Source organism: Pelagimonas varians (assembly GCF_003208435.1).
GTDB classification, from domain to species: Bacteria; Pseudomonadota; Alphaproteobacteria; order Rhodobacterales; family Rhodobacteraceae; genus Pelagimonas; species Pelagimonas varians.
In genome coordinates this window covers 313,058-337,636 of record NZ_QKMF01000003.1, presented here as the reverse complement: position 1 = coordinate 337,636, position 24,579 = coordinate 313,058, and the positions used below count along the sequence as shown (strand labels likewise).

Sequence of the window (24,579 nt, the reverse complement as noted above, 5' to 3'; positions counted from 1 at the left end):
CAGTCCTTTACTTGATTTAATGAAATAGGCTTTGGCGAAACTGACTGTGTTGTGGGTCGAATAAGGCGATGCCGAGACTTGAGTCAATAGTCACACGATATCGTGACGCCACCCAATTTCGGTTACAAACCTATGATTCAGCGGGATTTATGCATGTAGAATTGAAGAGGCAAGCCAAGGATTGCCTCTGATGCCATCCTTGCACAGCAGGAGATTTGGACGTTGCAAAACAAGTCGCCGTCACCATCAGCCCCACCGCCAATGGATTTCCGGGCAATAGCTCCCGACTGTAATCAAGTTGATTTAGATGTTTGGCATGAGCCGAGCCATTGTCCGAGAGGTCCTTGCAGCGACTGCGCCTACTGATTGAGGGCACCCCAATTGTCACACCGGCGGCGGTGACATGTGACCACCAAAATCGAAGGGCGATTGGGATTTGTCGTGTCCACAGTTGGCAGGCGAACCTGCTTTGACATGTGCCCGCAGACCAGAGGCTTTCTTCGAGAAGAACAATGCTTGCGCTTGGCACGTTTGATATCTTTGGCAGCTTTTTCGCCAGAGCGTTTGCGGGCATCAGCTGTTTAGCTTTTGTCCTCCTCCTCAGTAGCGACGACAAGCCAAGAGTACGCTATCAAATTTGGCTTTTTGGCCCCATAGCCACAGACATCCGACAGAACTGACTGAACGCCATCTACCACAACGGCACGTCGAAACTATGCGTTGCTGCCGGACCAGCCCCTTGGTGACGCTTTTCAGAACACTTCGGCCAGCCGCCAGAATGGGGAAAAGATTATAAAACTTGCCTATTAATGAACGGTTAAGTTAGTGTTCTAAATTAGGGCAATGGCTTGCTCAGAACCTCACCTTTTTCAGCGCATTTATTTTAATGCGCTTTTTTTTGCCGACTCATATCTTTCGCCGGCTCATATCTCTCAAGGACATTTCTATGATCACGAAGGCTGTTCTCGACACTGCTGACAAATACGCCTGGTCACAAAAAGTATCCGTATTTGATGCCCAGGGCTTTTTGATTGGCGAGACGGTCACTTTTGACGATGGGCGCATTCGGACGTCGACGATTGTGGAGGGGGTCAGGGTTGGCCTGACATGGACTGACCCGGCGGACGGTTTCGCCTGGACCTCACGCGCATATGTTTACAGCGCGCTGTCGGGTCTTTTGACCAGCCTAGAGGTCGTGACAGATAGCGGCGTTTCGATCTCATCGACCTTTAACAGCGGCGTGATTGCATCGCGGACGAGCCTTGATCTGGGGGACGCATTTAACTGGAATACCAGAGTGCAAACCTTCGACAGTCTCGGGCGCATCGCCTCGTCATTGGTGACCTTGGATGATTTAAGAACAATTTCGACCGATTTTGTTGACGGGATCAAATCGCAAAAGATTGTGACAGATGTCGCAGATACATTTTCATGGACGTCAAAGGTCTATGCCTACGACAACACCACCGGAAACTTGCTGACGATTTCCACGTCCTTTGATGATGGAACCACTGTAGTCCGCGGGCCTGCCAGCGGACCTTTGGGGCAAACTGTCACGCAACTGGACGGCGCAAATGCCTACAGTTGGACCAGCCGCATAACCACCTATGATGCAAGTGGCAACATCGCTTCGCAGACCAGATTAAATGACGACGGCACTCAATCCATCACTCAGTTTAGTGGTGGTGTTCGCACGCAGGTCACATGGACCGATGGCGATAATGCCCAAACCTGGCACGAAAAAACCTTTACCTATGATGCCGGTGGTCGATTGGCCGGCTCGGACGTAACGATGGACGACGGTCGGCAGATCGTGCAAACCTACCAAGACGGTCTTCGCGCCATGCGCACGACGACAGACACCGCGGACATAGCCGGCTGGGCGACAATTACGCAGTTGTTCGATAGTAAAGGCCTGATTGCATCCCAGACTGTGGTGAGCGACAGCAGCGACGTGACGATCAGCACCTATTCTGGCGGCGTCTTGCAAGAAAAGCTCCGGAACGATGGCGAAGACATCCATAACTGGGAGAGCGTTCGCCGCGTCTATGCCAGTGAAAATGGCGCACTGCTTTATGTTCACCGGACGCTGGATGATGGCACGCAAACTTTTGTGGATGTGCGCGGACACACAATCATCACTGGCGGCACACAGGCCAGTGTTGTCGAAGACGCCAGCGTGGTGTTGCAGGCCACGGATACAATCGGTGTGCTCGCAGGTTATCGCGGGGCCAGTGATTTTACCGCAATCGCCAGCGTCGTAGGCAGCAATGGCTATGGCCTGTTTACACTAGGGGCAGATGGCACTTGGACCTATGGGGCCACCAACAATCAGACAGCCATCCAAGACCTGAACCTGGGCGATACGTTGACCGACAGCTTTGTCGCAACCACATCGGACGGCCTCAGCACAGAAATCTCCGTCACAATCAACGGTGCAGCTCCCGCCCCGACAAATAGTGATCCGGTGGCCGAGACGGATTTTAACACAGGAACGCGTCTGGCCAAGCAAGGTCAATCCTTGGCAAATGGCTCGCTGTTGAGCAATGACGCCGATGCAGACGGTGATGTGCTGACCGTCGTTCGAATGGGGTCTTTTTCACTCGGGACGAGCGTGACGGTAGAGGCAGGAACTCCGCAGTCGGTGCGTGGTGAGTATGGCAGTCTCGTGGTTCAGTCAGATGGATCTTGGGAATACCAGCTGGACAATCTTGACCCAGACACTTCCGCGATCCTGCCCAACCGTGTCGTGTATGAAATATTCACCTATACTGTGTCCGACGGAAACGGTGGTTCGGCCGAGTCTCAACTTGAATTGGCAATTGCGGGCAGCCCAACCAATGTGGCACCAATCGCGGTTGATGACACCTTTGCCTTGGATCACAACACAACATCCGTTTTGGACTTGCTCGGCAATGATACCGACGCGAACAACACCCCCGAGTCCGAGACGCAGCCGCTGACTGTTTCTTTTATCAATGGCAAAGCGGCAACGATTGGCTCGGTCATTGCCACAATCAACGGCTCTGTCATAGTCGGAGAAGGCTGGGTCATAAGATATATACCAAACGACAACTACAGTGGCCCGGATAGTTTTAGCTATTCCATAACCGATGGGCTAGATTTATCCAATTCTGCAACCGCAAACCTAACAATTGAAGGCGCTTCTCCTTACCGCGAAGGTGTGGTGTCGGATGGGTACATTACGTTTGCTCAGGTTGTTGCAGATGCCAATGGAAATGGCATTTGGGATGAAGGTGAAGACAGAGCATTTACAGATTACTACGGCCAGTTCACCCTTGAAAACACCCCCGCAAATTCTGATGTCCGATTGGTATCGGTCGGCGGGACCGATATTTCGACAGGGTTCAAAGTTGACACAACCCTGATTGCACCTTCCGGTGCAAAATCAATCACGGCTCTTTCCACCTTGGCGGCCCTTCTGGAAGAAGGCCACGAATTTACTGCCAGCGCCGCCGAGAGCCGAATAGTCACGGTGTTCGGCCTCGACCCTGCGATCGATTTTCTCAATGCGGATCCGGTCCAGTCTGTGCTTTTAGGAGCTGCGGGCGGAGCCAGATTGATGGCAACAAACGTGGCGCTCCAATCAGCTGCAATTCAAATAGCATCGGCAATATCAGCGGTAACCACTGAGGAATATTCCGACATTCTGGAAAATGTGATTTTCAAAATGTCCGGCTTCATTTCTGACGAAACACCAACCACCAGCTTCTTTTCAGAGCAGGCGCTGAAAACAATCGCCATACGTGTCTTGGTAGATTCGGGTCTTGTTATTGAAGCGGCAGAGTTTGTCGCCAGTCGGACGAGCAGTATCATCGCGCACTCTGCGTCCGTCGCTCTTGGAGTTTTAGAGACAGGTAAAACAGGTGCTGATTTACTGACAGACATCGCCCAAGTGGCGATTGTGGCGCAGGGATCGACGGCAACCGCGCTGGCCAACCTTGAATACGGTATTTCCAGTGCCCTGGTGGTGCTGGAGCACTCTGGAATTATCTTTTCTTATGATGGCCTAGATAGCGTTCGTTTCACAGGTGCCCCTGTCATGACACCGGCAGAGTTCGATAGCTTGCTGCCTGATGCTTTGGACGACGTCAGAAATGTTCTGGGTGGAAACAGCGACCCGATTTCCTCTGGGCAGAGCCACACGATTAACGAAGACAAAGGTTTTTCGGGCCTCCTAACAGCGGATGATATCGATCAGCAGAGAATGACCTTTAGTGTGGCCACGGCCCCGGGAAACGGCACTGTTGAAATTTTGAACGCCCCTTTGGGAGGTTTCGCTTACTTTTCCTATACCCCCAATCCAGACTTCAACGGCACCGACAGTTTCACGTATACAGTGACCGATTCAGAGGGGGGGAGCACGACCGAAACCGTAAACTTGACGGTCACCCCGGTTAACGACGCACCAGTCGCCGATCCTCTTTCATTGTCGGGGGATGAAGGGACGCTGCTCACGGGGGCTCTGACGGCCAGCGATATTGAGCAAACCGATCTGGTTTTCGGATTGTATACGCGCCCGACAGACGGAACGGCGACTGTCTCGCGTGATGGCACAGTCGAATATACACCGAACGCAAACTTTAGTGGTAGCGATAGCTTTCTCTATTCGGTGATCGACAGGGCTGGCGGTGTTACGACCCAAACGGTCAATGTGACTTTGAATCCGCTTCCGAACGCGCATGACATCGACCCCATCGCAGTAACCACCCTGTACGAGACACAAGACACGTCAAATATCTCGGGCAGTATTTTGGTGAGCTTTACCGATGATGATCTGGAGGATGTCGGGTATAGCGCCTCGGTTGTTTATACTGGGGCCACAGGGGCGTCGGCGGGCCTGACACTAAATAATGTGGCGCGGAACGACCTTATTTTCCAAACGGATGTCACCAAAGACGCCGGAGACGACAATGGCTACCTGAACTTGGTCTTTCAGGCCCACCCTGCAGTGTTTGACTATCTAGCAGACTCCGAAACTGTCACCCTGAGCTATGAAATCACAATAGAAGACAGTGCCGGAGTCACAGACACCCGTGCGTTCGACGTTACGATCATTGGAACGGACGAAGGTCTCACTCCTGGTATTGCGCCTATTTCGCTCTCTGATGTTGGGCTTTCAACAAATACCCAAGGGTTTATCATCAAGGGGGTTTCCGGAAATGCGCTGACGGGCGCATCTGTCAGTTCGGCAGGCGACGTCAATGGCGACGGGCTTGATGATTTGATCGTCGGGGCACCGGGTAACGGCGCTGGTGCTGGCTATGTGATTTTCGGCAAGGAAGGCGGAGGAGAGGTAAATCTGGCCGCGCTCCAGCAATCGACGAATACCAGTGGTTTTGTAATCAATGGGGTTTCCGCCGGGGATCGCGCGGGTGTTTCGGTCAGTTCGGCTGGTGATGTGAATGGCGACGGGTTGGACGATCTGATCATTGGCGCTGAATATGATGATCCGAACGGGGCAAACTCTGGCGCAAGTTATGTGGTCTTTGGTAAGTCAGATGGTGTTGCGGTAGATCTGGGACAGATCCAGCAAAACGGCAACAACGGCGGTTTCGCAATCAATGGTGCATTGGCGGGGGACTTTGCTGGTCATTCGGTCAGTGCTGCAGGGGATGTAAACGGCGACGGGCTTGGCGATGTGATCGTCGGAGCCTATGGCGTAGATCCATACGCATCCAATCCGAATAGGGATGGCACGTTAGGCACCAGTTATGTGGTTTATGGCAAGGCCAATGGAAATCTTGTAAATTTATCCAATCTCACGAGCGTGGGCGCTGGTTTCAAAATTAACAGCGCCTCGGTTGGGAAGCTTATCGATGACAAATCCGGCTTTTCTGTAAGCTCGGCGGGCGACGTCAACGGAGATGGATTCGACGATGTCATTATTGGCGCGCCAGATGCAGATGGCGTTGGCGACAGCTTTGTAGTTTTTGGCGCGGCGGACAATGCAAATATTGAACTTGCAGGGCTTGGTGTCGGCAGTGAAGGGTTTGTGATCAAAGGTATCGCAAGTTTTGATAATGCCGGTTCGTCTGTAAGTTCTGCCGGTGATGTTAACGGTGACGGGCTTGATGATTTAATCATCGGGGCAAGTGGCGCTGACGCAAATGGAACCTCTTCTGGCACGAGCTATGTGGTTTTCGGTAAAACAGGTCATGAAGCTGTCTATCTCTCGTCTGTGCAGGCGGGGAATGGCGGCTTTGCGATCATCGGAGACTCCGAGTTTGACCGGTCGGGTTATTCCGTCAGTTCGGCTGGTGATGTAAATGGTGACGGGCTTGACGACTTGATTGTCGGAGCCTTTGGCGATCAACCGAATGGATCCCTATCTGGTGCAGCCTATGTTGTCTTTGGCAAGGAAGACGGAGCACGGGTGAGGCTGTCAGAGGTCAAGGCAGGCATCGGCGGTTTGGTAATCAACGGGGCCTCCGAATCTGACTTTACGGGAATCTCGGTCAGTTCTGCGGGCGACGTAAACGGTGACGGTTTTGATGATCTCATCGTTGGCGCTCCCGGCGATCTGCCCTTTAATAGCGCAAGTGTAAGCAGCTCTGGGGCGAGTTTTGTTGTGTTTGGCGGCGATTTCACTGGTGCGGCAACGCAAATCGGCACGACAGGTGCAGATGCCCTGACCGGCACTTCTGCGGTGGATATTCTCATCGGCGGAACGGGCAATGACACCTTAACCGGCAATGGCGGCGCAGATGTATTGCGCGGCGGCGCAGGCAATGACCTTTTCGCTGTGCAAGACCTTGATTTCGCGAAAGTCGATGGCGGAAATGGCATTGATACGCTGCGCTTGGACGGGACTGGCCTATCCTTGGACTTGTCCGAAATCGCAAGCCCGACACTGCAAGACATTGAACGCATTGACCTGAATAGCGGCGGAAACTCCCTACGGCTTGAACAGCTAGAAGTGTTGGGGCTGTCTGACGAAAGCAACACGCTGCGTGTTCTGGGGAACGCCAGTGATGCAGTGACATTGGTCGGAAACTCTTGGGCGAAGACGGGGCAGGTAACCGACAGCGAAGGCACGTTTGATGTCTTTGCCAACGGGCCTGCCACGGTCGAAATAGAGGCGAGTATTGAATTAACCGGCGGTCTGATTGCGCCCATCGAATTGTCCGAATTGCGACTTTCGACTGACACGCGCGGGTTCGCGATCAACGGGTATTCTACTGGAATTTTGGACTACGAGCTTGTTGGCTTTTCGGTCAGCTCTGCCGGCGATGTCAATGGCGATGGATTGGATGATGTCATCGTTGGGGCCCCTAGGGCTGTTTCGAAGACGAGCTATGTGGTCTATGGAAAGTCGGATGGCATCGCGATCGATTTGCCAAGCTTTGTGGCCGGCACGGACGGTTTTGTGATCAACGGTGCCTCTATCGGCGACTTCTCTGGCTATTCGGTCAGCTCTGCGGGGGATGTGAACAACGATGGTCTGGCGGACCTAATTGTCGGGGCCAATCTAGCCGATTCCAATGGGGCGGATTCTGGCGCGAGTTTTGTTGTTTATGGTAAAACGAACGGTGACGCGGTTGATCTGGCCGACCTGCAAACGGGCAATGAAGGTTTTGCGATCAATGGTGTGGCGGCTGGCGACAAATCCGGCTGGTCCGTCAGTTCTGCGGGCGATGTAAATGGCGATGGTCTTGATGATCTGATCGTAGGCGCACCGAATAAAGGCGCTGGCACCAGCTATGTTGTTTTCTCAAACCTCGACGGTGAAACCGTCGAACTTTCGGATGTCCAAGCCGGCATTGGCGGGTTTGTGATCAATGGAATCTCAGCGGGTGATTCACTTGGCCGATCGGTCAGTTCAGCGGGCGATGTAAATGGTGACGGTTTGGACGATCTGATCGTCGGGAACCCATTTATTGGAAACAGTTTTGGCAATAGCGTTGTGATCTTTGGGAAAACCAGCGGCACGGCGGTAAATTTGACGAATACCACAACATTCCCGGGTGGTTTTTATATCGGGGGCGCGTCAACAGGCAACGTCGCCGGATGGTCCGTCAGTTCGGCGGGCGATGTGAATGGCGACGGACTGGATGATGTTGTTGTTGGTGCCTACGGGACCGCACCAAATGGCACATTGTCCGGTGCCAGCTATGTCGTTTTTGGCAAAACAAACAACGCAAAGGTCAACCTTCCGAAAATTGCAGCCGGTAACGGGGGCTTTGTCATCAACGGTCAGTCTGCCGAAGACGAATCTGGCTGGGCCGTCAGTTCTGCTGGCGATGTGAACGGCGATGGGTTGGACGATCTGATCATAGGTGCGCCGTCAGACGCGACCAATGCTTTTAAATCTGGCGCAAGCTATGTCGTCTTTGGCAAAGCGGATGGCACCGCAGTCGAACTTGCCGATCTCACGACAAGCGCTGGCGGATTCTCTATCTTTGGAGGCGCTAGAGGGGGGGGCGCCGGATCATCCGTCAGCGCGGCAGGGGATGTGAACGGTGACGGATTTGACGATCTGATCATCGGCGCACCTAACGACCCAACAAACGGGTTTTATGCCGGAACAAGCTTTGTGGTTTACGGCGGGGAATACAACGGTACGGCTACGCAGGTCGGAACGACCGGCGCGGATGCCTTGATCGGCACGGTAAAAGCAGATGTTTTGATCGGTGGAACCGGCAACGATACATTGAGTGCCAACGGTGGTGCCGATGTATTGCGGGCCGGTGCCGGAGATGACGTCATCGCGATCAGCGATCTGGATTTTACAAAAATTGATGCCGGAAATGGCACCGATACATTGCGTCTGGACGGCACCAACATGCTGCTGGACCTACCCGAAATCGCAGATCCGACGTTGCAATCGATTGAGCGGATTGACCTGAATGGCGCAAGTAATGCCCTACGATTGACCGGGCTTGAGGTATTGCGCCTTTCAAATGAAAGCAACACGCTGCGTGTTCTGGGGGACAGAAGTAACACGATTACCTTGGCGGACGGGCCATGGCTTGCCGCGGGACAGATCACCGATGCAGATGGCACCTTCAACGTCTTCACCAATGGGCTGTCCCGTTTGGAAATCGGCGAAGCGTTGACCCGGGTCGGGGGACCAGTATATCCAGACCTTATCACATTGGTAGAGCTGTCAGACATCCAAGAGCCATCGAACGACGGTGGCTTCGTAATCAACGGCATCGCGGCCTCAGATGAAACCGGCTACTCTGTCAGCGGTGCGGGTGACGTGAACGGTGACGGATTGGATGACGTGATCATTGGCGCACCACGTTATCAAACCTTTGGTGCTGGCTTTGTTGTCTTCGGTAAAGCAGATGGATCAGTGGTTGATTTGTCTGAAATCAAGGATGGAACCGGCGGTTTTGCGATTACCGGATCATCCACGACCCTGCGAATCGCAGAATCCGTCAGTTCTGCAGGCGACGTCAATGGTGACGGGCTTGATGATTTGATCGTCGGAGCACCGGTTAAAGGCGATGGTGCTGGCTATGTGATTTTCGGCAAGGAAGGCGGAGGAGAGGTAAATCTGGCCGCGCTCCAGCAATCAACGAATACCAGTGGTTTTGTGATCAATGGGGTTTCTGCGGGGGGAGGCGCGGGTTGGTCCGTCAGTTCGGCTGGTGATGTGAATGGCGACGGGCTGGATGATGTAATCGTCGGGGTAATTGGTAACAGCGCCAATGGAACGAGAGCTGGCGCGAGTTTTGTCGTCTTTGGTAAAGAAGATGGCACAGACGTCGAATTGTCCGAAGTTGAGGCCGGTATTGGCGGCTTTGCCATCTATGGAGTTTCAGCCGGTGACCGGTACGGCTGGGCCGTCAGTTCTGCTGGCGATGTGAATGGCGATGGTTTCGACGATCTGGCCATTGCGGGAAATCAACTCGGTGCCCCCTATCACGACAATTACGTTGTCTTCGGCAAGTCGAATACTGCAGCTGTGAACCTGCAGGACGTCGGCGAAGGCTCCGGTGGGGGCTTTAGTGTTCAGTATGGCTATGTCAAGTTGTCATCGATCAGCTCGGCCGGGGATGTAAACGGCGACGGGTTTGATGATCTGATCATAGGCGCATCTGCATACGACAACTTAACGGGCGCGAGTTTCGTCGTCTTCGGCAAAGCTGATGACGAGGTGGTCCAGCTTAGCGAAGTCATAAAATCATCAAACGACCAAGGTTTTGTCATCAATGGCGCCTCGGGGGGCGATCGGCTTGGATGGTCCGCCAGTTCTGCAGGCGATATAAATGGCGACGGGCTTGATGATTTAATCGTCGGTGCCCGTGATGATGACCCAAATGGCGTGGATTCCGGTGCAAGTTTTGTCGTCTTTGGTAAAACGGATGGCGTGGCAATCGATCTTGCAGAAGTCGAAGATCCGACAAATAGCAAAGGATTTGTCATCAATGGTGTCTCGGCAGGCGACAAATCCGGGAACTCGGTTAGTTCAGCGGGTGACGTCAACGGCGACGGATTCGACGATCTAATCATCGGGGCCGAATGGGATGACCCGAATGGTGCCAGCTCCGGGTCCAGCTTTGTGGTCTTTGGTGGAAATTTCACCGGCGCGGCAACGCAAGTTGGCACGCTGGGGGCGGATGACTTGGTCGGCACGGCCGCGATTGATGTGCTGATTGGTGGGACCGGTGACGATCAGCTCACTGGCAATGGTGGCGCAGATGTATTGCGCGGCGGGGCTGGTGATGACGTCATCGCAATCAGCGATCTGGATTTTGCGAAGATTGACGGTGGCAATGGTACCGACACCCTTCGTTTGGACGGCAGCAATTTGTCTTTGGACTTATTGCAGTTTAAACGCACAGCGCTGCAAGAGGTCGAGCGGATCGACTTGAACGGCGGCGGCAATGCGCTGCGATTGGACAAGCTTAGTGTTTTGGGTCTGTCCGGGGAAAGCAATACCCTGCGTATATTGGGAACCGGCAGCGATGTGGTGACCCTTGTCGGGTTGGGCTGGGCGGTAGAGACCCAGATCACCGACGCCGAAGGCACATTCAACGTCTTTTCAGACGGGAAAGCCAAGATCGAAATAGAAGCAGGCGTTGATTTGATCGGCGGCCCGATTTCACCAATTGAATTATCGGAACTCCAGCTTGAATCCGATACGCGTGGCTTCATGATCAGTGGCGTCTCGCTCGGGGATATGTCTGGCTGGTCAGTTAGTTCTGCGGGTGATGTAAATGGCGACGGCTTTGACGATATGATTATTGGCTCCCCAGGGGGCAGCAAAAGCCATGTGGTCTTTGGTAAGGCGACCAACGCTGGAATCGATCTGACAGAGATCGAACAATCTTCGAACCAGAACGGGTTTGTGATTCATGGGACATCCGGAGCAGGTTTTTCGGTCAGTTCGGCCGGCGATGTGAACGCGGACGGTTTCGACGACTTGATCATTGGTACAGGTGACGATGCGGTCAACGCTGGCGACGTCTCCAGCCTTGTTGTCTTTGGCAAAGCAGACGGTGGAGCTATCTACAAAGCCGATGTTATCGATCCTGCCAACGACTCCGGTTTTCAAATCATTGGCCTTTCGGCAAGCCACAATAGTGGACCTATTACTATTCCGGATGAAAATGGAAACAACATTATCACAATCGGTGGCACCGTTAATTTCAATACAAATGCGGGGTATTCTGTAAGTTCTGCAGGCGATGTGAATGGTGATGGTCTGGATGATGTCATCGTTGGTGTGCCCGAAGATAGAACTCTCGATCCCAATGTGAATCCTTTCACGGGGCAAGGGATTTATAATCCCGGCACAAGTTTTGTTGTCTTCGGAAAAACCGAAGGAACCCGCGTGCAACTAGACGATATTTCATCGACGTCTGCCGGGTTCGCGATCGAGGGTGATATTGCAAATGAAGGGATCGGCTATTCCGTCAGCGCAGCGGGCGATGTGAATGGTGACGGTCTAGACGATGTCATTGTTGGCGAACCTTTTGGCGATTACGCAGAAGGAAAAAGCTACGTCGTCTTTGGCAAAACGGACTCAGCAACAGTCGAGATATCCGAGATCCGGTCAGGTAACGGCGGGTTTGTGATCAACGGTGGTGACGGGCTTACGGGCTTTTCCGTCAGCTCGGCCGGTGACGTGAATGGTGACGGGCTTGACGACCTGATTATTGGCTCGCCCCATGGCAGCGGATCGGAACTTGCGCTGCGGTCCGGTACAAGCCATGTGGTTTTTGGCAAGGCTGATGGCAGCGCTGTCGATCTGGCCGACATTTCAAAAAGTGATGCAGTTTACAGTGGGGACAGCGGCGGATTTGCCATCAACGGCATGGTTCGCGGCAGTGGCACTCTGAACAGCGATGAAGAGGAATACGATTGGACTGGCTGGTCAGTTAGTTCTGCCGGAGATGTAAATGGCGACGGTCTGGACGATTTGATCATTGGTGCATCTTATGCCGATCCAAATGGCAATTTGTCCGGGGCCAGCTTTGTTGTCTTTGGCAAGGCCGATGGCACGGCAATTGATTTGGCCCAAGTCGAGGAAGGTGTTGGAGGCTTTGTCATCAACGGCATTGGGCTAGAGGATTACACAGGTGCCTCGGTTAGCTCTGCCGGGGACGTGAACGGTGATGGCTTTGACGATCTGATCGTCGGGGCGCCTGACGGGCTGGCAATTAGAGAGCCCCTCAACTTTTCGTTTGGCGTCGATCCTGCGTCCGAAGATGCACCCAGCGCCGGAGCCAGCTTTGTTGTATACGGCGGCAACTTTACCGGTGCCGTAACAGAGATCGGCACAATTTTTGCTGATGATATGGCCGGAACGGCCGCCGTGGATGTTATCTTTGCCGGCGTCGGTGACGATACGATCACAGGCAATGGTGGTTCGGACCGGCTGTCTGGCGGTGCGGGCAACGATACATTCGTATTTGGCGATTCAGGCTCAATGACGACAATCATCGACTTTGAAGACGGGCTCGGAGGACAAGATCTGCTGGATGTATCCGCGTTTGGCTTCACGGATGGCGCAGCGATCGTGGCACAGGCGGCAAGATCAGGAGCCGGGGGGCATGACGTCCTGATCCAGCTCGACGGCGATGACACAATCCTTCTGAAGAACTTTGATCTGGCTGACCTGGATGAAACAGATTTCATGTTCTAGGACAGCCCTGATTGGCGTCCAAAGCTGTCCTTCTGGCTGGTGCGGCCTTCCTTTGCCGGACAGGCTTGGGGCGGTGCAAAGACACTTCTGGAGTAGGTTTCAAGCCGCTTGCTCCGCCTATTCTGGGTCACGGCATGCGTCGTTGAGCGGTCGTCTATCGGGCGCTCGACGTGGTTTCCAAGCGTAGACAAACCCGATCCAGTTGTGGACGGCAGACTTTGCCGAAAATCCATCCTGCAAGCTGTGAAGATGATCAGCCTATTGTTTCTGCAGCTGCCAAGGGTCGGGCGCATGCTGAACAGCAGGTCGATTTCAGCCCTCGATTCCGACGTCCTAGCATCGCTCCCAACCGGCGCAATAACGGCCACGGTCGGCTTAAGTGACCGCAGATCTCCTGACTTTTTTCAATAAATGCGACCGTCTGCCCATCAAGACGGCAAAGATCGTCTGGGCCATTTTGACCCGCAACGAACCCAATATACCGAAAACGGCCAAAAAGCAGAAAGAACAACGCGTTAGCAAGACCCGCCAGAGAATGGTGCAGAAGCTTGCCAGCGCCCAAATCCGCGCAAACTGGCCAGACACATGACCGCCTCTGACAAATGCTCAAATCAGCCCAAAATGTATAGCTATGCAGGTGCCCTCCGGTCTCAGGACCTTCGCTGTACCTGCAAGGTCGCCACCTCAGTTTGAGGAAAACAGCCATTCACGGCCGTCTGGAACTGAACAACCACGCTGCGACACCTATCAAGGGCTGCGCTGCGCCCGCTTTCGTTTTTTTCCTAACTCGGTTCGACCGTCGGCCTTGCGCCTTGCGGATATTTCCTGATGCAAAAGTGTTGCCAGCGCCACCACCCGCCGGGGTTGCGCTCTGGCTGGCGGGAACATCATTTGAAGTGGGTTCGGGTGTGGCAGGTAGTCTTCCAGCAAGGACACCAGCCTTCCAGAGCGAACATCCTCCCCGACATCCAATTCAGACTTCAAAACAATCCCGTGCCCCGCCAAAGCCCAAGAGCAGATCAGCGAGCCGTCGTTCACGATCCGGTTGCCTTTCACAGGGATCCGCAGTCGGTCTACTTTGGACCCAAACTCCCAGACGTTATCAAGCGTCCCGCCGAACCGCATCACGAGACAATTGTGCCTTTTGAGGTCTTCGGGGGTTTGAGGCACCCCGTGCATGTCCAAATAATCAGGGGACGCGCATATCAGCCTTTGATAACTTCCCAGACTACGCACCCGAAGCGAGGTGTCTGTGATGCTTCCAAACCGAATGGCCAGATCGAACCCCTGCCCGACCAAATCGACATAGCCATCCGACAAAGACAGCTCGATCGTAACCGCTGGATTTTGGGCCGTGAACTCTCCGATCAAATCTGCAACAATGCTGCGTCCCAAGTCAATTGGAGCGCTGATCCGGATAGGACCGGAAAGCGTGTCGGCACCGAGGCGAATAAGCGTGTCGAGGTCCGATACCTCGTTGAGGACACTCTTTGCGCCATCGACAAGCAAACGGCCCTCTTCGGTCAGGCTGATTGACCGGGTGGTTCGATTGAATAGGACAACGCCGTAATGGGTCTCAAGTGCAGCGAGCCGTTCGGAAACTGTTGTGCTGGACAGACCGGTCTCGCGGGCCGCGCCAACAAGGCTGCCTTTCTCTGCGATGGTCAAAAACAAGCGAAGATTGTCGAGAAGCATTATTCGGACTTTCCGGATTATCAATTCGTCAAACAAAGATTTATCCCGATAGGGCGGCGACGTACACTAACGGAAACACACCATTAGGGAACAAAACAATGTCCACGCTCACCATCGTCGCCAACATCAAAGCAAACCCGGACAAGATCGACCTCGTGAAGACCGAGTTGCTCAAGCTTGTCGAGGTTACACGGGCCGAAGAAGGCTGCATCAACTATGATCTACATCAGGACAACGAAAACCCAGCCCATTTTGTGTTCTATGAAAACTGGGCAAGCCGAGAGTTGTGGCAGACCCACATGAATGCCCCGCATCTGAGCGCTTACATGGCCGCGACCGACGGTGCGGTTGAAGCATTCACGCTGAATGAGATGACCAGCATCCGCTGATTTGAAACGAAAAGGGACAACGCCATGAAAGCTGTAGGATATAAAGAAACCGGCCCGATTGATCGGGCCGACGCATTGATTGATTTTGAGACCGACAAACCGTCGCCAATCGGGCATGACTTGCTCGTCAAGGTGCAGGCTATCTCGGTGAATCCGGTGGATACTAAAATCCGCCAGCGGCGCCCCCCTGAGGGCAACGATCCGGCTGTTCTGGGTTGGGATGCCGTCGGAACTGTTGAGGCCATAGGTGATGCAGTGACCTCTTTCAAAACAGGCGATATTGTTTGGTACGCTGGCGCGATCAATCGATCCGGAACGAATGCGGAATTCCATCTGGTAGACGAGAGGATCGCGGGTCTTGCACCAAAATCCATACCGGCCACCGCCGCCGCTGCCTTGCCGTTAACGACCTTGACGGCCTATGAGATGCTGTTCGACCGTTTGTGCGTCGGCAAGGCCGTGCCAAGCGGAGCAAACACGCTTCTGGTCATCGGCGGCGCTGGTGGGGTTGGATCGATCACCATTCAGCTTGCAAGAGCTTTGACAGATCTCACAGTGATCGCCACGGCGTCGCGGCCCGAGACACAGGACTGGGTCCGAGACCTTGGGGCACACCATGTGATCAATCACGCAGAACCGCTCGGCCCGCAGCTCGACGCGTTGGGCATAAAAAGCGTGGATTTCGTTTACTCCACCAACCACTCGAACCTCTATGTGGCACAGGCTGGTGAGATGATGACACCGCAAGGTCGTTTCGGCCTGATCGACGATCCTACGGAGTTCGACATTATGCCCTTCAAGCCAAAATCGATCTCTGTGCACTGGGAATTCATGTACACAAGATCACTGTTTGGGACCGGCGATATGGCCCGTCAGGGGGATATATTGAATGAAGTTGCCGAATTGATCGACGCCGGCAACATCAAGTCAACGGCGACACAGACGCTTGGGACAATCAATGCGGCTAACCTTTCAAAGGCTCATGCAATCCTTGAAAGCGGCAAGGCAAAAGGCAAGCTGGTCCTGAACGGGTTCCCAATCGGGCAACCGGCAGATTGACCGCACCAATACGGCAATAGTCTGGTTGGATGAGATCCTTACGCGGGCGCGGAACAGGCGCAATCAATAGTGTGAATCACGTCAGCCACTCTTCAACAAATGGAGAGTGACTGACTGCGTGCACACGACACATTTTTGGCTATGCACCCTTAACCGATCAAATGAACGCCTAGACCAAAAAGTCGCCTAAGTCGGTCAGGCCTGTGGTGTCGACAAAAGTGATATCGCTTACGCCATCGCTAAGTGTGGTGTCGGTGCCATCATCACTAACGGTCCATCCGGCCACGCTTGCCACATCCACCACATCAACGCCCTGTTCCCAGTTTGAGATCGTCGCGTTTTCCACAGTGCCAAGGAAGATGAGCGTATCGACGTCCGCATCTGCGCCCAGATCAATGCTGAGGTTTTCCGCGCCATCCCCAAAGGTGATGGTATCAGCACCGGCTCCGCCGTCCACAGTGACAGAGCCGGTGTTGCCCCCCGCATCGCTGCCAATCGTGATGGTGTCACCAAAGCTGGTTCCGGCGACGGTTTCCGCACTGTTCAACCCGAAGTCATCGCCAAAATCATTGTGTACCGCGACCGCAAGAGACAGGGATTGGGTGATGCTGGTGCCACCTGCGTCGGTTGCAGTGACTGCGACGGGGTAGTCGCCAGCCGATGCAACCGCCGTGTGGTCTGTGACGGTTAAAATGCCGTTTGTCAGGGTAAGGCCTGCGGGGAGATCAGCGATTGCATAGGTCATCGCCTCGCCGTCGTCATGGGTGAACAATGTGTTTAGATCAAGAGAGTGACCGGCGGGGGCGGTGCTCCCGGCGGCCCCGACGGCTTGCACCACGTCGCCTGCAAAGACCGGTCCGTCAAAATAGTCGGTGCCCGCAATTGTCACGGTGACCGTGGTGCTGACGTCATCCGTCGTGGTGGCGGTAAAACTGTCGGTCAGCGTATCCCCCGTGTTCAGGCCCTGAATGGCAGTTTGGTTGTTGATGGCCTCATAGGTCCAGCTGCCACCAGTACCAAGGGTAAAGGTGCCATAGCCATTGTCGCCCGCGATGCTGGCGATTGCGGTAAAATCGCTGGCACCGCGATAACCTGCGACCACATCGATTGTGTCCATTGCCTGCAACACTGCACTTGCGTCTTCGACCACTCCTGCCTGCGTACCGCCGGTGATGATCGCTTTTCCGCGCACATCCACAAACGTCTGCGTGCCATCATCCAACGTCCGGTGAACATAAAGCAGCGCGCCGTTGTCTCCGTCATAGACGCTGCGAATACTCTCCCAGCTATGCGCGTCCGGGCCATCGCTCCTGAGCTTTTCTTGCAAAATTCCGCCAGAATAGGTTCTGGTCGTCACGTCGCCATTGTCACTGACCACACTGCGAGACGCGATGAGGCCTTCACTATCAAATTGCTGAGTGATAGTCGCCCAACCGGCAATGTCCGCGGTGTCTGTCACCGTGCGCATAGTGCGGACGCCGTCTTGGTAGGTTTGCACGATCTGCCGACCATCGTCCATCATTACGTCCGAGCCGGCCACTCGACCACCGGCATCAAAGGTGAAGGTTTTTTCATGCCAGGGTTGGCCATTATCGCCATCGGTCCATGTGACCTGCGTGCGAACTCCACCGCTAAACTGAGTGATGGATTGAGTGCCGTCGTCATTTAATCTTGTCTGCGCAACAACAGCACCACTTGCATCATAAGTGGTTGCGCGGCTGGTCCAGCTGAAAGCATTTGCGCTGTCCAGCAAAGTGATGATTTGCCCCAAAGGCCCGCTGGCTGGCTGGTGGATAGACGTGCTTCCATCATCAAAAACCGTGGAAATCGTCAGCAAGCTTCCTGTGGTGTCATCGTAGTCATAGATCTTGGAGGACCATGAATATCCATCCGCAACATCTGTCACAAATTTTTGCGATTTGATCCCGTCAACATAATCCGTCAAGACAATTCTCCGGTCATCCAAGGTCACCAATGACGAGGCAATGCACCCGAAGTTGTCGAAGGTATGCACCATGGAGGTCCAAGCAAACGCATCACTGATGTCACTTGTGATCCGCGATGCAATCACACCGCCGTTATAGGTCGAAGAGAAGTGGACACCACTATCCAGCATCACGCCTTGGAAGGTCAAAAGGCCGGTCAACTTGTCGTAAACACTTGTACGTGAGGTCCAATCGAAACCGTCCGCCGGGTCAGACCATTTCAAGCCAACCCTGACCCCATCCACGATCGTCGACGTCCGAATGCGCCCATCGTCAAAAGTGAACGTCTCGCCAATCAAAAAGCCCTGAGCATCAAATACGGATACTTTTTGTGACCAAGCATATTGGTCAGCAGTGTCGAGCGCAGTCTGCGTGGTCATAGATTGTCCTTCAACATTATCAGTTGACACGAAAATGGCGCACAAGGCGAGTGCGCCAAATACAGGCCCAATTCAGAGCAAGGCGTTGTCTTGCAATGAGATTTATCTTAACGAATCGCTAACACACTCGTATTTGCAAACCTACACCCCATTTCACTGCGCAATGTTTGCGTCTTCTTTCCAACGAAATAGCCCGCCAAAACTGAGTTATTTTCCGTGCCCTCTTTGAACATATCACCACCTAATTTAACCCGAGACACCCTAAGCCCTATGTCATCGAACTGCGCTGCCGAGAAAGTCGAAATTCCACCTCTTCCTCTTGAAAAAAAATAGTTTTTGTCGAAACCGCCAAGATTGAAGATGACGCGCGCGCCTTTCCGGCCTGACACTGTGCACAGGGTGCGGTGCGGAAGAGACCCTGGCCAGTGCGCGGCGATTTTGGACTGTTGCAGTTGAGTCACAGCGGATGGGGAATATGAGGCATGAGGCGTCCAGCCGTAAACACAAACTGCTGAACTGGCTTGCGCTCCAAATTACATTGTTTGTGCGTTAACCTGCTGCCGAAGCTTCAAAATATCACTGCCCCGCAGGAAATTGCGTGGCAAGATGCCGAAAGCGAGGTGTCTAATACGGCCAAGCCGCGTGCCATCCCCCGAGAGAACGCCAAGCTGAAACGCTCGCTTGGCGATGTCGTTCAAGAGGATCTTCCGGGGAAAACGGACAACGACAACAAAGCGTCATCCAAAAGCGGTCCGGCCAGCCGGGTCACCAAATCTCGTTGGGCCGGGAGTTCCAATCTTTCCTCTACCCATGACATAGTCCCGCGATAAAAGGGGCTTCTTGAATGACCGCTCGCTGCAAAACTGACATCAGCGGCATGATCAGCCCACCGACCAACCCGCAATGAGGACGAATGGATGAAAGATCCGGTTTTCTTTACCAACCAGGAAGAGTTTAACGACTGGCTGACAGCAAACGCTGGGGCCAAAGAGCTTTGGGTTGGCTATTTCAGGAAAAGCACCGGCCGTCCAAGCCTAACGTGGTCTGACTCGGTTGATGTCGCCCTTTGTTTTGGCTGGATCGACGGCATTAGAAAAACGATCGACGACCGAAGCTACAAAATTCGTTTTACTCCGCGGAAAACAAACAGTGTGTGGAGTGCTGTAAACGTCAGCAAGGCCAAAGACCTTATCAAGCTTGGAAAAATGAAACCGGCAGGGTTGCTCGTTTTTAACAACAGATCCGACATACAAGGCTATACCTCTGAAGACCGAAATGTCCCGCTTTCGAAAGAATATGAAGAGCGGTTCAGGGCGCAGCAAACGGCTTGGCAGTTCCTGACAAGCCTAGCCCCGTCTTATCGACGGGAGTCGATCTGGTGGGTCATGAGTGCAAAGAAAGAGGAGACCAGATTGAAAAGGCTTGGTGTGTTGATTGAGTCATCTGAAGCAGGATTGAAAATCCCGTCCTTGCGAAAGAAATGAACGAAATGCAGCTTTGTTCACGCAGTGGTCCTGAGTTCAGTGTTTCAATGGCTACACCAGCCCAGGATCAGGCCCCCTTGGTTTCCGGAAGACTATCTGGATCACGGTTCCAAAACTGGCACAAAGACGTGAGGGGTTTGTTTGGGCTGCCCTACCCGCTAAGGGCCCCTTTCAAACCTTTCCTTCCGATGGCGCATGCGATCCCGTTGTAGGCCGAAAACGCGGCTGCTCGAAATAATACAATAGATTAAAATGAGTTACGATATCCGATGATCATTCCGATTTGGATCTCATGGGACCAACGCTGTCATAGCTTAAGTTCCCATGATCGGTTTGCGCCGCTCTTTGATACGTTCATTCGCCTTTTCGGTGCCGTCATGGAACGACCCGAACAGTTTGTCCCAAGGGATCTCGAGCGATCCGTAGTTACATTCGAAATAACGGTGATGCATCTGATGATGGAAGGTTCCCAGTTTCAGGCGGTTCTCATCCTTGACAACGAGACCTTCAAATCCGGTGTGGGTCGTCGCAGCGGTCAGCGCGTAATATTGCAGATGGAACAGGATATGCACGGGATGCGCCGCGACGATCCAGTGGATCAGAACAGATCCCAAAAAAATAACGTGCTCGACCGGATGCATCGACATCCCTGACCATGGCCCGACATTGATGTTGCGATGATGAAGCGCATGAACGTGTTTATAGAGGAAGGGCACGTGTAAAAGACGGTGAATCCAATAGAAATAGAAACTCTCCCAGACCGGGATCAAAAAGAACATCGCGACAAACCACACCGGATGGGCAGCCCATGTCAGCAGCGGTGCATATCCATTCGCCAAGGCCCAAAACATCAGCACTTCATAGGCGGTCCAGATCGTGACTCCACTGGCCAATGTCCAGAACATATTGTCGCGGATCTGACCACCCAAGGTGAATTGCCTGCCGTTTTTCATCAGCGGTCGGGGGTCATATTTGAGACGCCGCCCCTGCTTTGTGAAGGTGTAGAAATACAGATGCAGCCCGCCAGCCACCACGGTCATCAAGATCAGGTTGCGGACATACATTTCGGCGACCCAGCCAAAGGCGAGTGTGGCCGTCTCCTCTAGCGGAGGTTGAATCCAATAGAACGATGCAAAAGCAATTCCGACGACGATCAACCGCTCTGAGATCAGGAACCACGAGTTCCAAACCCATGCCAGCATCTCCAATGGCCGCAAAGGCCAGCTGAAGAACGGCGATGCCTGAAGGGGTACATTTGGAACATGGTTCCAGCCTTTAAGTGGGGTGTCGTCCATGTCGGATACCTTGATTTAGCACGTGTCCTTCGCAGGCTGGCACAGAATGGCACCTGTGAAAAACAGATTAAATATGACATCAACATCTGATTATCAGAGGTACTTATGTCGATATCACTGAAAGCGATGGAATATTTCACAACCGTGGTGCGACACGGCAATATCTCCAAAGCTGCGGCCGAGCTGAATATTGCGGCTTCCGCGGTGTCGACGGCAATTGATCAGATTGAAGCAACATTTGAGCTTGAGCTGTTCACGCGGCAACGCTCGCGCGGGGTGCAGGCCAATGCAAGTGGTCTGGCGGCGGCGCGCAAGTTTGAGAAATTGCTAGACGATTATCGATCAGTCCTTGCCGAGGGGGCTGACTTGAAACAAGCGCTGAGTGGCAGTTTGCGCATTGGATATTATGCCCCCATTGCACCAGCTTTCTTGCCCGAAATCCTGACGTCTTTTGTGCCTGCGTCCAGCGATGTAACCCTGCATCTAGAGGAATGCGACAACGAAAGCGCCCAAGACGGTTTGCTGAACGGGACGTATGACGTCATTTTGTTTGTCAGCAAAGATGTCCGGCCAGCGATCAGTTTCGATGTCTTGGTAGAAGCTCCGGCTTATTGTCTTTTGCCCGCAACGCATACCCTTGCGAACCAGACAAGCATCAGCCTGCACGAGATCAGCAAAGAGCCCTTGGTTGTACTGAACCGGCCGGTAGCATCGAGCTATTACCGCAGTCTGTTTGACAGCCAGCACTGCGACATTTCAATTGCGGCTTACGCAAACTCGACAGAGATGGTCCGCAGTCTCGTTGGTGCGGGATTTGGGCTTGCAGTCCTTAACATGTGCCCCTTGACCACAACAACTTACAGCGGGACTTCGGTGATCGGACTACCAATTTCTGACCCTTTACCACCTTTGCCGCTTGCAGTGGCATACAACAAATCCCGGCCGCGCCGGCTCGTCCAACACTTTCTTGCTGCATGCAAAGATCACTTTGCAGCCACAGGTTCACAAAGATGTATTGTGGACCTGTAAACGCTTCAAATAACTGTCGGTTGATGAGGGGGATTGCGCCCTTGTAGGTCTACAACTGGTTCACAGCCTCAAGTTTTTGCCAATCGAATGTCACCCCTATGCCCGCCACATCAGGGGCCACGGCAAGGTGGTTTTCGACAACCAAGGGCCGCGTCGTGTATTGATCTATCGGGAAGGAGTGGACTTCGATCCAGCCTGCGTTATCCAATCCTGATACAAGGCTCACGTGGAGTTCTTGCATACCGTGGCTACAGGTTGGTACGCCCGCCTTTTCGGCGAGTGCTGCAACCTGAAGAAAGCCTGTGATACCGCCGCAATTGGACGCATCGGGCTGGATAAAACTCAGATTCGACTGCGCAAAGGCATATTCAAATTCGTGGATCGTGTGGAGGTTTTCGCCCATAGCAAGCGGCATGCCGGTCGCAGCACCAATTTCCGCAAACCCGAGATAATCATCCGGAATTATTGGCTCTTCAAACCATGTGAGATTGAAAGGTTTGAAGGCGTTGGCAGCGGCAATGGCTTGTTTGACATTCATGGAGTAATTCGCGTCAACCATAAACGTGATGTCAGGGCCGATCAGATCACGCACGGCTTTGATCCGCGCGATGTCTTCGTCCAATGACGGTTGCCCGATCTTGATCTTCACAGCGTTAAAACCCCGATCGAGATAGGATTGGATGCTTTCCAAAAGCTTGGGAAGTGGAAATCCAAGATCGATGCCGCCACAGTAGGCCTTGCAAGTCTTCGCGGCCCCGCCTGCCATTTCCCAAAGTGGCTGCCCCGTGCGCTTGCCGCGCAGATCCCAAAGCGCAATATCAACCGCTGAGATCGCAAAAGAGGCTATGCCGCCGCGTGCAACGTAGTGCACATGCCATTGCATCGCGTCATAGAGACTTTCGACATCTTCGGCAGATTTTCCAATCAAGAACGGTGCCAGATCGTGGGTGATCATAGCTACAATCGCATGCCCGCCTTTGCCGCCGGTATACGTGTAGCCTGTCCCCGAAGAGCCATCAGTGAGATGCACCGTTGCTGTGATCAACTCGAAAATGTGGTGGTCGCCGTGTTTGGCATCCACGAGAACTTCGGCCAACGGTATGTGGAAATGGCGCACATCGATGGATGCGATCTGGCTCATGCTGAAGCTCCTTTAGATTTCTGACCCTTGGTCATACGGGTTTGAAACAAGATGACCGCAAAAAGGAACATGCCACGAATTACCATCTGCCAATAGGCACTAAAACTAATGGTTCCACGTCCATTTTCAAAATTGAGAATATTGAAGACAAGACCAAGCAGAAGCGCCCCGGCCACGGTGGCCGGAATGGACCCAAGGCCGCCTGTCAAAAGCGTGCCGCCAACCACAACCGCAGCAATTGCCGACAGCTCCCATGCGACCCCTTCAAGGGGCTGACCTGCGCCAAAACCTGAGGCGAGGATGACACCGGCAAGGCCCGCACATCCGCCAGAAATGATGTAGACAAACGCTTTGGCACGGTTGACCTTGAGCCCCATAAGCTTGGACGCATCTTCACCGCCGCCGATGGCCAGAATGGTGCGTCCCAGCGACGTCATTTCCAGCACGATCCAAAGGGCGATGCCGACGACCGTGACAAGGACGATGGACCAAGGGAACAGACCTAGGGCCTTGTTCATGCCCATGTTGGTAAAGTTTGAGCCCCAATCCACGGCCACGGTCGAAGCCCCTGAAATGACCAGCGCCGCACCCTTTGCACCAAGCATGGTTGCAAGGGTCGCGATAAACGGCGGAATACGCAGGGCGATGATACAAAAGGCGTTGAAGGCTCCAAAAGACATGCCGACAAGCACAGCCAAGGGCAGCGCGACCTCTATTCCGTAGGGAGACAGGTAAGCCGCTATGACCGAAGAAAAGGCCGCAACAGAGCCAACAGAAAGATCGATCCCGCCGGTGATGATAACAAAGCACATGCCAAGGGCAATCACGATGAACATCGAATTATAGTTCAGAAACGAGCCAAAATTATACGACCCGCCAAAATTGTCATAGCGCAGCACCCCAAAGAGAATAAGAGCCAAAAGAGCGATCCACACAGCGACAGATTGAGGGTGGCGCTGCATGTATTTTCGCAGATCAAAAGCGTCAGAGTTCAACATG

Annotated in this window: 10 protein-coding genes; 5 read left to right on the top strand and 5 right to left on the bottom strand. The window is 53.5% G+C overall.

The genetic code is table 11. The annotated features are described in order from the left end of the window. Window positions 1-946 precede the first annotated feature (946 nt). On the top strand, window positions 947-13,123 hold the full coding sequence (locus C8N36_RS05895) for an Ig-like domain-containing protein (protein WP_170125818.1): 12,177 nt from the start codon (window positions 947-949) through the stop codon (window positions 13,121-13,123). A gap of 747 nt (window positions 13,124-13,870) precedes the next feature. On the opposite strand, the gene C8N36_RS05885 is transcribed toward C8N36_RS05895, so the two are convergent. After that, window positions 13,871-14,818, bottom strand: coding sequence for a LysR family transcriptional regulator (locus C8N36_RS05885; RefSeq protein ID WP_097805639.1), 948 nt, complete (start codon window positions 14,816-14,818; stop codon window positions 13,871-13,873). A 98-nt stretch (window positions 14,819-14,916) separates the two neighbouring features. On the opposite strand from C8N36_RS05885, the gene C8N36_RS05880 reads away from it, so the two are divergent. After that, window positions 14,917-15,207, top strand: a complete 291-nt coding sequence (locus C8N36_RS05880; protein WP_097805638.1) for a putative quinol monooxygenase — start codon at window positions 14,917-14,919, stop codon at window positions 15,205-15,207. 24 nt (window positions 15,208-15,231) lie between these two features. Next, window positions 15,232-16,266 carry a zinc-binding alcohol dehydrogenase family protein gene (locus tag C8N36_RS05875; protein ID WP_097805637.1) on the top strand — a complete coding sequence of 345 codons (1,035 nt, stop codon included), beginning with the start codon at window positions 15,232-15,234 and terminating at the stop codon, window positions 16,264-16,266. A 169-nt stretch (window positions 16,267-16,435) separates the two neighbouring features. Here the strand turns inward: C8N36_RS05875 and C8N36_RS05870 are convergent, their stop codons facing one another. After that, window positions 16,436-18,631: a VCBS domain-containing protein gene (locus C8N36_RS05870; protein WP_097805636.1), complete on the bottom strand. Its 2,196-nt coding sequence runs from the start codon at window positions 18,629-18,631 to the stop codon at window positions 16,436-16,438. Window positions 18,632-19,548: 917 nt separating this feature from the next. On the opposite strand from C8N36_RS05870, the gene C8N36_RS05860 reads away from it, so the two are divergent. Continuing rightward, window positions 19,549-20,115: a YdeI/OmpD-associated family protein gene (locus C8N36_RS05860; RefSeq protein WP_097805633.1), complete on the top strand. Its 567-nt coding sequence runs from the start codon at window positions 19,549-19,551 to the stop codon at window positions 20,113-20,115. Between the two features lie 314 nt (window positions 20,116-20,429). On the opposite strand, the gene C8N36_RS05855 is transcribed toward C8N36_RS05860, so the two are convergent. Then, window positions 20,430-21,410 carry a sterol desaturase family protein gene (locus C8N36_RS05855; RefSeq protein WP_097805632.1) on the bottom strand — a complete coding sequence of 327 codons (981 nt, stop codon included), beginning with the start codon at window positions 21,408-21,410 and terminating at the stop codon, window positions 20,430-20,432. Window positions 21,411-21,515: 105 nt separating this feature from the next. On the opposite strand from C8N36_RS05855, the gene C8N36_RS05850 reads away from it, so the two are divergent. Continuing rightward, the gene (locus C8N36_RS05850; protein WP_097805631.1) at window positions 21,516-22,439 is read left to right on the top strand and encodes a LysR family transcriptional regulator; all 924 of its coding nucleotides are present in this window, start codon (window positions 21,516-21,518) and stop codon (window positions 22,437-22,439) included. A 49-nt stretch (window positions 22,440-22,488) separates the two neighbouring features. Here C8N36_RS05850 and C8N36_RS05845 read toward each other — a convergent pair whose 3' ends face one another. Both C8N36_RS05845 and C8N36_RS05840 read right to left on the bottom strand, forming a co-directional pair. Then, a complete protein-coding gene (locus C8N36_RS05845) occupies window positions 22,489-23,580 on the bottom strand; it encodes a mandelate racemase/muconate lactonizing enzyme family protein (RefSeq protein WP_097805630.1) in 1,092 nt (363 codons plus the stop codon). Next, a complete protein-coding gene (locus C8N36_RS05840; protein ID WP_110767824.1) occupies window positions 23,577-24,578 on the bottom strand; it encodes an ABC transporter permease in 1,002 nt (333 codons plus the stop codon). Before C8N36_RS05840 ends, C8N36_RS05845 begins: the two co-directional genes overlap by 4 nt. Window position 24,579: the final 1 nt, after the last annotated feature.